Origin of the sequence: Anabaena sphaerica FACHB-251 (assembly GCF_014696825.1) — a bacterium.
GTDB lineage: Bacteria > Cyanobacteriota > Cyanobacteriia > Cyanobacteriales > Nostocaceae > RDYJ01.
The window spans coordinates 835,868-846,047 of sequence record NZ_JACJQU010000001.1; the positions used below are offsets into that span (position 1 = coordinate 835,868).

At 41.2% G+C, this 10,180-nt stretch carries 12 protein-coding genes and 1 tRNA gene; 3 read left to right on the plus strand and 10 right to left on the minus strand.

The window, feature by feature from the left end:
• The first annotated feature begins 9 nt into the window (after positions 1 to 9).
• Positions 10 to 480: an ABA4-like family protein gene (locus tag H6G06_RS03680; RefSeq protein ID WP_190557155.1), complete on the plus strand. Its 471-nt coding sequence runs from the start codon at positions 10 to 12 to the stop codon at positions 478 to 480.
• Positions 481 to 793: 313 nt separating this feature from the next.
• On the opposite strand, the gene H6G06_RS03685 is transcribed toward H6G06_RS03680, so the two are convergent.
• The 5 genes from H6G06_RS03685 to H6G06_RS03705 all read right to left on the minus strand — a co-directional run bounded on the left by H6G06_RS03685 (position 794) and on the right by H6G06_RS03705 (position 3,552).
• Positions 794 to 1,012 carry an acetyltransferase gene (locus tag H6G06_RS03685; RefSeq protein WP_190557157.1) on the minus strand — a complete coding sequence of 73 codons (219 nt, stop codon included), beginning with the start codon at positions 1,010 to 1,012 and terminating at the stop codon, positions 794 to 796.
• Positions 1,013 to 1,184: 172 nt separating this feature from the next.
• Positions 1,185 to 1,493, minus strand: a complete 309-nt coding sequence (locus H6G06_RS03690; protein ID WP_190557159.1) for a DUF3181 family protein — start codon at positions 1,491 to 1,493, stop codon at positions 1,185 to 1,187.
• A 120-nt stretch (positions 1,494 to 1,613) separates the two neighbouring features.
• Positions 1,614 to 1,871 carry a hypothetical protein gene (locus H6G06_RS03695; RefSeq protein ID WP_190557161.1) on the minus strand — a complete coding sequence of 86 codons (258 nt, stop codon included), beginning with the start codon at positions 1,869 to 1,871 and terminating at the stop codon, positions 1,614 to 1,616.
• A gap of 83 nt (positions 1,872 to 1,954) precedes the next feature.
• Positions 1,955 to 2,344: a response regulator gene (locus H6G06_RS03700; protein ID WP_190557162.1), complete on the minus strand. Its 390-nt coding sequence runs from the start codon at positions 2,342 to 2,344 to the stop codon at positions 1,955 to 1,957.
• 20 nt (positions 2,345 to 2,364) lie between these two features.
• Positions 2,365 to 3,552, minus strand: a complete 1,188-nt coding sequence (locus H6G06_RS03705) for a sigma-54-dependent Fis family transcriptional regulator (RefSeq protein ID WP_190557165.1) — start codon at positions 3,550 to 3,552, stop codon at positions 2,365 to 2,367.
• A gap of 532 nt (positions 3,553 to 4,084) precedes the next feature.
• Here H6G06_RS03705 and H6G06_RS03710 point away from each other — a divergent pair.
• Positions 4,085 to 4,282 (plus strand): DUF2795 domain-containing protein, encoded by a 198-nt coding sequence (locus H6G06_RS03710; RefSeq protein ID WP_190557167.1) that lies wholly within the window; start codon positions 4,085 to 4,087, stop codon positions 4,280 to 4,282.
• A gap of 74 nt (positions 4,283 to 4,356) precedes the next feature.
• Here H6G06_RS03710 and moaC read toward each other — a convergent pair whose 3' ends face one another.
• Complete coding sequence (gene moaC, locus H6G06_RS03715) at positions 4,357 to 4,863, minus strand: cyclic pyranopterin monophosphate synthase MoaC (RefSeq protein WP_190557169.1); 507 nt, start codon at positions 4,861 to 4,863, stop codon at positions 4,357 to 4,359.
• 37 nt (positions 4,864 to 4,900) lie between these two features.
• On the opposite strand from moaC, the gene H6G06_RS03720 reads away from it, so the two are divergent.
• Positions 4,901 to 4,974: transfer RNA gene (locus H6G06_RS03720), tRNA-Arg, on the plus strand.
• Between the two features lie 123 nt (positions 4,975 to 5,097).
• On the opposite strand, the gene H6G06_RS03725 is transcribed toward H6G06_RS03720, so the two are convergent.
• The 4 genes from H6G06_RS03725 to H6G06_RS03740 form a co-directional block, all read right to left on the minus strand.
• Positions 5,098 to 6,330, minus strand: coding sequence for an MFS transporter (locus H6G06_RS03725; RefSeq protein ID WP_190557171.1), 1,233 nt, complete (start codon positions 6,328 to 6,330; stop codon positions 5,098 to 5,100).
• Between the two features lie 46 nt (positions 6,331 to 6,376).
• Positions 6,377 to 7,387, minus strand: a complete 1,011-nt coding sequence (locus H6G06_RS03730) for a glycosyltransferase family 2 protein (RefSeq protein WP_190557172.1) — start codon at positions 7,385 to 7,387, stop codon at positions 6,377 to 6,379.
• A 130-nt stretch (positions 7,388 to 7,517) separates the two neighbouring features.
• Positions 7,518 to 8,213 carry a C40 family peptidase gene (locus H6G06_RS03735; protein WP_190557174.1) on the minus strand — a complete coding sequence of 232 codons (696 nt, stop codon included), beginning with the start codon at positions 8,211 to 8,213 and terminating at the stop codon, positions 7,518 to 7,520.
• Positions 8,214 to 8,515: 302 nt separating this feature from the next.
• A partial coding sequence (locus tag H6G06_RS03740) for a WD40 repeat domain-containing protein (RefSeq protein WP_190557176.1) occupies positions 8,516 to 10,180 on the minus strand: 1,665 nt, incomplete at its 5' end.

Genomic DNA, 10,180 nt, shown 5'->3' on the forward strand with positions numbered 1-10,180 from the left:
CCTAATATTATGAATATCACAGATTTGTTTAACGTTGCCAATTTGTTTGTTTTGCCTTTTTGGGCTTTAATGATTTTATTACCCAACTGGAATGTCACCCGCAAGGTAATGGAATCTTATTTACCTTTTGTAATTTTAGCTGCTGCATATTTGTATTTATTTGTCACCAGCATTACTCCAGAAAACGCCGCTGCTTTATCAAATCCTCAATTAGCAGATATAGCCAGGTTTTTTAGTAATGAAACAGCCGCTGCTACAGGTTGGATTCATTTTCTGGTAATGGATTTATTTGTAGGTAGATGGATTTATTGGGAAGGACAAAAAACAGGTATTTGGACAATTCACTCTTTGGCTTTGTGTTTATTTGCAGGCCCTTTAGGTGTGCTTTCTCATGTTTTCACCTATTGGATTTCAAAAGCCTTTTCTAAAAGTTCTGAAGGTGAAGATGTGACGGTAGAAGAAAAAGCTGCCGTTAATTAAATTAATAACTGAGAATCCACAAAAACTGTAGGTAGGGGTTTAGCATTGCCCACAGGTGTCAACTTAAGTTCAAATCCTTACCATATCTCGTATCTCGTTATCTCGTTCCCAGTCTCTGGCTGGGAATGCCATTACAGAGGCTCTGCCTCTGCTTTAATAGAAGGCAGAGCCTTCTAGAATTCATTCCCATACAGAGTATGGGAACGAGGAGAACGAGAAGAGTGAAATCCTCTTTTTACAAGGCTTTTACGTTAAGTTGACTTCAATGAGCATTGCCAAACCCCGACAATATCTGGCATAATGCTTAATTCAATTAAGCAGCGTGCGCTGTTCTATAGTCAGCATCTAACCAACAGCGTGGTAGTTTTTCTCCTGATGGAAAAACTAAATTGTCCTTTCTGTAGGTCTCTGTTTCCTGCTCTTCTTGCCCTTCTTGGTCTTTAGCGTGTACAATCTCAGTATTAGGGTCAATTAGTTCTTGAAAATCAACAATTTTGACTAAATCGCTGCTATCTTTAAGTTGTAAAAACATACAAAAAATGCTCCATTAATTGTTTTATCTACTGTTGAAGGCAGTGTGAATTTCAAACGCAGAGTTAAGCAGATGAAGAGGTAAATAGATATAGCAGATTGCAGGTAAATGAAGTAAAGACTTCTAGCTAAAATCAAATCAAGTGGGTTTTACTCCTGACTCCTGCTCTCAGTTACATTTCCCGCTGATACTTTTCTAATATATCAACCAAGTTTACTTGACATTGTAGAGGTAATAAATCAATCAAAGGTAGTTCTTTTCTACCACCACCAATTTTCACGGGGATGGATGCTAATAATTGCAAAACTCGCTCTTCATTAACGCTGTGGGAAGTAATTAAAGGATACAATTGTTCAGCCACAATAGTATGCAGTTTGGCATCCTCTAGATAAAGATGCCATTTAGCAATATCGATATAGACACTTTCACCAATTTCTGATGCCAGGGACTCTAGTAACTCCGTGGTATTAGTTTTAGCCATAAATATAACCTCATTCTCAGTAACAGTGGGATATCTGAGCTTATTTCACATTATGGCGCATCTAGTTAGGCTATATCCACTACCATCGGTTACAATTGCTCCAGCGTCAGCACTCACTCTTCAGGTTGATGTGGGTGGTGTTTCTGAGTAATTAGCGATCGCACTAATATAAATTAGATGCAGCAATATTACTCCTACCCAACCTAGAGTCAAAGGTGTTAACCATTCCCAGGATGTCGCTTTCAAGATGTGGAAAAACCACAACCCAGAATTAACAGTAGCAGCAACAGCTACATGGAAAGCAAAATTCATCCGGTCATCTAACTTGCGGAAATCTGGATCTTTGCGATCTGGTTTGCGTGGCCAACGAGGAGGCATAAATAATAATATTTGTGAATTTGTTACAGATGTTAACACATCCTACTCATTTTAAGGTTTTTAGGGATTAATTACTCACAGAATTACATCGAAGTAACTGAATTTTCCCAAGCAGACTCTATAGTCTCCAGTAACTGAGGAATATCATAGGGTTTAGTTACCCAATGGGAAATTCCTAAAGAAGAAGCTAATTCCTCTGAATAACCATAAGCTGTAGCGAATATAACAGCTAAACTAATTCCTTCTAACTGGAGTTGTTGGAAAACCTCCACCCCTGTTAATTCCGGCATTCTATTATCTAAAATCAACAAATTAGGTTGATACTTAACTACTATTTCTAAAGCTTCTTTTCCATCCTTTGCTTCTTTAACTTCCCATCCTTCTTGCTCAAGCAAAAAAGCGAGCATTTCTCGACTATCATCATCATCATCTGCAATCACAATTTTACGGTTGTCTAAATTCTTATTCATCATAAATTCTGTTATCCTATTTTCTATTTTAGGGGTATATAAAAAACGTAACTAGTTGGCATTGATTGAGAAGTATTTAATCCAGGAATTGAAGTAAAACTGACTTGGGCTAATTCAGAATTAGGCATCATGATCGCTGCAACCTTCAGCGTTCCCCCTTTACCTGCACTCTCAAAAGCTTGCAGAAAATAGCGGAGTAATTGGCGTGAAAGACTTCTCAAATCGGTTGTTACTGTAATTTCTTCTTGCCAGTCAGTGATAACTTCAACCTTGCGAATTGCAGCTTCAGTTGATAACAGATCAACTAAACCTCCCAGAATATCAGTGAGTGATATAACTTGAACTGTGCCAACATCGAATGATGCTAAATTGCGCCAAATCTCAGCACGTTGACGAAATAGCTGAATTGATTTTTCTGCCTGTTGAATTAATTTCATGGCATAATCTAAGCGATTAACAGCTAACATCCGAGAACTAATCTCTAATTTTAAACGTGCTGCCTGATGTCCTTGGACAATATCCTGACGTAGTTCTTCTAATGACTGATAATCATCAGCATTAGATGTTAACACACGGTGAATATTTTTTTCCAAATTTGCTATTATAAATTCTGCTTCAATACCTCTAGAAGCACACAAAAATATTTCTTTCAATCGCTGCCTAGCAAGAGGAGAACGCAGGGAAATACTTAACACACCAATAATTTCCTGTTTTTCGTTACGCAGGGGAATTCCTTGGCAAGTAAAAGGATGAAATCCTTCAATAAAATGCTCTGCTGCCACAATTTCCACATAGTTTTCTTCAGCTAAAGTAGTACCAATACCATTAGTACCCGCTACAGCTTCTGATAGCAAAGAACCAGGACTAGGAAATGATTCTGAACCGTGTATAGTTTGCTCATCCCCAATTAAATCTAATAAAATCGCATTGGCATCACTTAACATTACCGCATGATGTTCTTGCCCCGCAGCCTGGGATAAATTGCGGAAATAAGGACGAACTGCATTAATCAAATAACTATGTTTCTCTATCAACCGTTCCGTCTCCAAGCTGGAGAGTTTTTCAGCTTGTAGCGCGTGGGGGTTAGCTCCTTGCAAGTGCGCTCTTTCCCAAGCACGATAGATTTCTGTGCGTAACATCTCAGCACGAATACCACCTGTGACTCTGTAGATACGTCCTGCTTCTAAAGTATTAATTCCTGGGGTAGACATGGCTTTTAACTAAACATTTTTTTGTCACTTTTTTTTAACTGTTTTAAGTAAGTGGGCGTTAAAAATTGTCGTTATGACAAGGGAACAGGGAACTCTTAACAGGGAACGGGGAAGAGGGTTTTGGTGAATTTACTTTTTGTTACATACTACTCTTCGAGAAGCCGCTACGCGTCTACGGTTTTTTCCCGCCGACTTACTTAACACAATCTTTGAACATAGCCAGCAGTCAATAAAAGGCTGTGGGATATGTGTTGTGGGGTGTTGCAAAAACAATTTAATTTTACGAAAAGTTTGTTCATAAATAATATCATTTTTCAAGTATCAGACAAAAGGAATAATCTCAGATTTTTCAGATATTATTGAGTGAATAAAACTCAAACAACATCAACAATTAAACCAAATTCTTATCAACCAAATGGATGGCTTTTTCATTTTGTTAATTTAACAATTATTCATCTTTTTGATAGAGGCAGTAAATCAATTCAATTATGAAAATTGAAAAACCCATCAGAGCCTTGAGAGGTTGATGAAAATGACTAAAGCCAATCCAGTTGCAGTTCAGAAACATTTGAAAGGTGTTGACTATCCCGCTGGTAAGCAAGAATTGATTAAACACGCTCGGCAGCAGGGTGCTGGTCGTGATGTACTCTCACTATTAGAGCAATTGCCCGAAGATGAAGAGTATGATAACCCAGCGGACCTCAACAAAGCTATAGGTAAGATTCAGTAGATTAGGTAATGGGTAATGGGTAAACGGTAATGGGTAAACGGTAATTACCAATCACCAATTACCCAATCTAAAATTTAAAATCTAAAATTGGTATAATCACCTGATTTACCACCAGTCTTGCTGACTAAACTAATGGATTCAATTTGAATCGACTTTTCTAAAGCTTTAGCCATATCATACAAAGTTAGAGCCGCAACAGAAACAGCCGTTAAAGCTTCCATCTCTACACCAGTTTCCGCCTTAGTTTTGACTGTGCCATAAATTTGATAACCAGGTAGTTGCTCATCTGGCTTGATATCAACAGTAATTTTCTGTAAAGGCAAGGGATGACAGAGGGGAATTAAATTAGCTGTCTGTTTAGCGGCCATAATACCCGCTAACCTAGCGGTTGCCAAAACATCCCCTTTAGGAGCATTTCCCGCTTGAATGGCTGCAAATGTTTCTGGCAGCATCCGCACTCTAGCAGTAGCCACAGCTTCGCGGACAGCGACGACTTTGCCAGACACATCAACCATTTGCGCCTCTCCCTGAGAGTCGAGATGAGTAAGTTGAGAAGAATTTGAAAAAATATCTTGCGTCATTTGCAAAGTATGTGTTATTATAAGAGTCGTTGGTTAAGGGCGTGTAGCTCAGTGGACTAGAGCACGTGGCTACGGACCACGGTGTCGGGGGTTCGAATCCCTCCTCGCCCGTTCAATAACAATAATTGCACAAACTCTGTAATAGGGTTTGTGCATTTTGTTTTTAGGTGGCAGGGAACAGGGAACAGGTGACAGTTAGAAAGTTCATATTCCTATCTCCTTACATCCCATACCCTACACTCTGCTTTTCAAAGCATAGGCATCTTCACCACGACCAAAGGCAAAGCGGAGAGACTGGGAGATATTTTGACTTGACTGGGTGACAAAAATCAGGATAGCCAGGACAGTTAAGCCGGTCGCAAAACCAAACATACTGCGATAGCCGAGTTGCTGGGCTATAGAACCCACAACCGGACCTGCTACAGCTAGTCCAATATCGAAACCCATTAAAGATACGCCAAATATTCGCCCTCTTTCATGGGGTAAGGCTCTATCTGTCATCATTGCAGAAATCATGGGAATAGCAGTACCAGAAGCCGCACCTTCAATAACTGCTCCTACTAAGAAAATTAAGGCGCTGTTTGCCTGCCAAATAAATACCAATGCGAAAGTATAAGCAACCAGGCTGAAAGTTACAAATAAACCACGTCCATATTTATCAGAAGCTTTACCAGCAAACAGTCTAATACTAAAACTAGATATAGCAGCGGCTGTAAAAAACAACCCCGCATTTAAATCCACTCCGGTTGATTTGATATATAACGCGATAAATGTATGTACACTGCCCAAAGATAAACCTATTAGTAACAAGACAATAGCAGGTACACGCACACGGGGACTGATTAGTAATTGCCAAAATCCATCATCAATGCTGTTTACGGGTTTTTCAATCACAGGTGGATTGACAATGGGCAAGATACATAGTAAACCCAAACTACCTGAAACAGCAGAGAAAATAAATAATGGAGTATAACCAGCTACTGCCATTAAATATCCACCTATAGCCGGGCCAAGTGCCACACCGATGGGATTCACCAAACTCATATAACCGATGACTTCACCGCGACGGTGTTCTGGTGCTAAATCTCCTACTAAGGCGATGTAAGCTGTACCAAAAGCGGCAATACTGATGCCATGAAAGGCACGAATTACCATTAAAGGTATAAGTGATTTTACTACTAAATAACCCAAGGGTGCGATCGCAGCAACTGCCATCCCAATCAGCAACACAATCTTTCTGCCCCGACGGTCTGCTAACATTCCCACTTGGGGGCGAAATACTAGCATTCCAATGGCAAAGCTGCCCATCACAATCCCAATTTGTTGCTTACTTGCCCCAAGAGACTCAATATATAAAGGTAAAGTAGGCAACAACGAAGCTAAACTTGACCAGAATAATAAACCCGCAGCAAATAATATCAGCAGGTTGCGCCGCAGATTAGCGTCAAAAGTATCAAAAGCTTTCACGGCAGATGCAATTTAATGCTAAGTAATTTGTCTTTCTATTGTTACGTTACTTAACATTTTTTGCCACAACTTCCCGCACCCGATATATCGGCCTTCCCTGAGATTCATGATAAGTACGCATCAGCAATTCTGCCAAAAGACCGAAGCAAAACAACTGCACACCTGTTACCAGCAATAAAACCGCCAAAATTAGCAAAGGACGATTACCGATATTGGCCTGAAAAGCCAGTTTAACGAAAGTTAAGTAAATTCCTATTCCTCCCCCAGCAAGCATAGACAACAAGCCCAACAGCCCAAAAACGTGCATAGGACGGGTGAGGAACTTTTTCATAAACAGAATAGTTAACAAATCCATTAACACCCGGAAAGTACGAGAAATTCCATACTTACTTTTGCCAAAGCGTCGCGCATGATGACGCACAGGTAATTCTGTAATTCTCGCCCCTTCGATATAAGCTAAAGCTGGTAAAAAACGGTGTAATTCCCCATAAAGGTTCATATCTGCAACTAATTCTGCACGATAGGCTTTGAGAGAACAACCATAATCATGAATATAAACGCTAGTAGTGCGACGAATTAACCAATTAGCAATTTTTGAAGGAAGCAACCGATTTACCGCCCCATCTTGGCGATTTTGCCGCCAACCACTCACCAAATCATAACCCTCATCCAATTTTGCCAATAACATGGGGATATCAGCGGGGTCATTTTGCAAATCAGCGTCTAAAGTAACAATTGCTTGGCCTGTGGCATAATTAAAACCAGCCGACATAGCCGCAGTTTGTCCGTAGTTACGCCGCAAAATCACTGCTTTTAAATCAGTGCGAATTTGTGCTTGTTCCTTGAGAAATTCCGGTGAACCATCAGTAGAACCATCATCTACACAGATAATTTCATAACTCACCTCACTAGCAACCAGAGTAGAAGAAATCGCCTCCAGTAACAAAGGCAAGCTTTCTACTTCATCTTTAATCGGTACAACTACGGATACATCTGGTAATGAGTGATTGGTAATGGGCGATTGGTGATTGGTAATTGGTAATTGGTAATTGGTCATAGGAATATTAAAACAGTTAGCTGGTTCCCAGTCTCTGACTGGGAATCATATCATAGAGGTTCTGCCTCTAGTGTCATTAAAGGCAGAGCCTTGTAGAATTCATTCCCATACAGAGTATGGGAACGAGAAATTATGAATTACCAACATAGCTTTTCACAACTCTACCAGCACCACGTAATTGTTGATAATAAGCCTGACTGACTTTATCACCTTGTTCCGAAAGTTCATCAATACCTATTCCGTTGCGTCCTTGTTCTTTTCCCGAACTGTGAATATAGCAACCATCACCTAAATACAAACCTACATGAGTTGCTTTTTGAGGAGTGCCAAAAAAGATTAAATCACCTGGTTGTAATTCATTAATATTAATTGCTTGGGTGAAAGCTTCTTGTTGATAGGCATCTCTAGGTAGCCAAACACCGACAGATTTAAAAGCGGCTTGCATTAAACCAGAACAATCATAATTTGGTGCAACTGTTCCACCCCAAAGGTAATAATTATCTTGTTGTTTTGCTGTTTGCATAAAGGCGATAATTTCGGGTATGCGTTGTTGAATTTCTGTGGCTGAGATAAATTGAGGTTGATATATTGTTGCTGTTGGTTGGAGAAATTGCAAATCTGGAACAGATAACCATCCTGGATAGTTATCTTCACATAAACAAACTGCAAATGCTGTATCTTGATGATTTGATGTGATTTTTAAATGTCGTCCTGTTGCGGCTTGGGTTGCTAAACGGACACATTCAGGAGAATCATAGATATTTAGGTCAATGTTACAGTGATATTCTTTGGTGGGGGAATGGGGAATTGGTAGGTTTAAAGACATGATTAATATTATCTGAATTAGGATTTACAGGATTATATAATCAATATATTGTCAGAATCAGGATTTCAGGATTTCAGGATTTACAGGATTATATAATCAATTATTGTCAGAATCAGGATGTCCAGGATTTCAGGATTTACAGGATAATACAATAAACTATTCTGCTTAATTTTTAAATCCTCATTTTGTCAAAATTAGAATGTATTGCTAAAGCTGCCGTAAGAGATCAAAGATTCAAGTATAAACAAGATAATACAATAAACATCCTGTACATCCTAAAATCCTGGATATCCTGATTCTGACTATTTCACATCATCACACAACCGCTTATCCTCCTCACTCAAACCCACACTAGGATTTTGCAAATAATCCTGCAACCAATCACAACCATCCACAAGTAACCGGTCTAAATCCCGTACAGGCCACAACCACGCTGTCTTGTCATCGGATGCCGTAGCAATGGTTTTGCCGTCCGGGCTGAAACTCACACTTAAGACTGTACCCTGATGCCCCTTAAATTCCTGTATCTGTTGCCCCTGCAAGTTCCACAACCGCGCTGTTTTGTCAGAGGATGCGGTAGCAATGGTTTTGCCGTCCGGGCTGAAACTCACACTCCAGACAGCATCCTGATGCCCTTTAAATTCCTGTATCTGTTGCCCCTGCAAGTTCCACAACCGCGCTGTCTTGTCTGAGGATGCGGTAGCAATGGTTTTACCGTCCGGGCTGAAACTCACACTTAAGACTTCACCCTGATGTCCCAATTCCTGTAGCAGTTGCCCCTGCAAGTTCCACAACCACGCTGTCCCGTCTTGGGATGCCGTAGCAATGGTTTTACCGTCCGGGCTGAAACTCACACTTAAGACTGTACCCTGATGCCCCAATTCCTGTAGCAGTTGCCCCTGCAAGTTCCACAACCGCGCTGTTTTGTCTAATGATGCCGTAGCAATGGTTTTACCGTCCGGGCTGAAACTCACACTTCTGACTGTACCCTGATGCCCCTTAAATTCCTGTAGCAGTTGCCCCTGCAAGTTCCACAACCGCGCTGTCTTGTCATCGGATGCCGTAGCAATGGTTTTACCGTCCGGGCTGAAACTCACACTATTGACATTAGCCTGATGCTCTTTAAATTCCCGTAGCAGTTGCCCATACAAGTTCCACAACCGCGCTGTCTTGTCTGAGGATGCGGTAGCAATGGTTTTACCGTCCGGGCTGAAACTCACACTCCAGACCAAACCCTGATGCCCCTTAAATTCCTGAATCAGTTGCCCCTGCAAGTTCCACAACCGCGCTGTTTTGTCAGAGGATGCGGTAGCAATGGTTTTGCCGTCCGGGCTGAAACTCGCACTCCAGACAGCATCCTGATTCCCTCTAAATTCCTGTATCTGTTGCCCCTGCAAGTTCCACAACCGCGCTGTCCCGTCTAGGGATGCGGTAGCGATGGTTTTGCCGTCCGGGTTGAAACTCACACTATAGACAGAAGAATACTGATTCCCTCTAAATTCCTGAATCAGTTGCCCCTGCAAGTTCCACAACCGCGCTGTATTGTCTGAGGATGCGGTAGCGATGGTTTTGCCGTCGGGGCTGAAACTCACACTATTGACATTAGCCTGATGCTCTTTAAATTCCTGAATCAGTTGCCCCTGCAAGTTCCACAACCGCGCTGTATTGTCTGAGGATGCGGTAGCGATGGTTTTGCCGTCGGGGCTGAAACTCACACTTAAGACTGTACCCTGATGCCCCTTCAATTCCTGAATCAGTTGCCCCTGCAAGTTCCACAACCGCGCTGTATTGTCTGAGGATGCGGTAGCGATGGTTTTGCCGTCGGGGCTGAAACTCACACTATTGACATTAGCCTGATGCTCTTTAAATTCCTGAATCAGTTGCCCCTGCAAGTTCCACAACCGCGCTGTATTGTCTGAGGATGCGGTAGCGATGGTTTTGCCGTCCGGGCTGAAACTCACACTTAA

Excerpts from the sequence above, each read along its gene's own strand:
- H6G06_RS03710 (WP_190557167.1), top strand. The coding sequence starts at position 4,085 with ATGACTAAAGCCAATCCAGTTGCAGTTCAGAAACATTTGAAAGGTGTT.
- H6G06_RS03705 (WP_190557165.1), bottom strand. The coding sequence starts at position 3,552 with ATGTCTACCCCAGGAATTAATACTTTAGAAGCAGGACGTATCTACAGA.
- H6G06_RS03700 (WP_190557162.1), bottom strand. The coding sequence starts at position 2,344 with ATGATGAATAAGAATTTAGACAACCGTAAAATTGTGATTGCAGATGAT.
- H6G06_RS03685 (WP_190557157.1), bottom strand. The coding sequence starts at position 1,012 with ATGTTTTTACAACTTAAAGATAGCAGCGATTTAGTCAAAATTGTTGAT.
- H6G06_RS03730 (WP_190557172.1), bottom strand. The coding sequence starts at position 7,387 with ATGACCAATTACCAATTACCAATTACCAATCACCAATCGCCCATTACC.
- H6G06_RS03690 (WP_190557159.1), bottom strand. The coding sequence starts at position 1,493 with ATGGCTAAAACTAATACCACGGAGTTACTAGAGTCCCTGGCATCAGAA.
- H6G06_RS03735 (WP_190557174.1), bottom strand. The coding sequence starts at position 8,213 with ATGTCTTTAAACCTACCAATTCCCCATTCCCCCACCAAAGAATATCAC.
- moaC (WP_190557169.1), bottom strand. The coding sequence starts at position 4,863 with ATGACGCAAGATATTTTTTCAAATTCTTCTCAACTTACTCATCTCGAC.
- H6G06_RS03695 (WP_190557161.1), bottom strand. The coding sequence starts at position 1,871 with ATGCCTCCTCGTTGGCCACGCAAACCAGATCGCAAAGATCCAGATTTC.
- H6G06_RS03680 (WP_190557155.1), top strand. The coding sequence starts at position 10 with ATGAATATCACAGATTTGTTTAACGTTGCCAATTTGTTTGTTTTGCCT.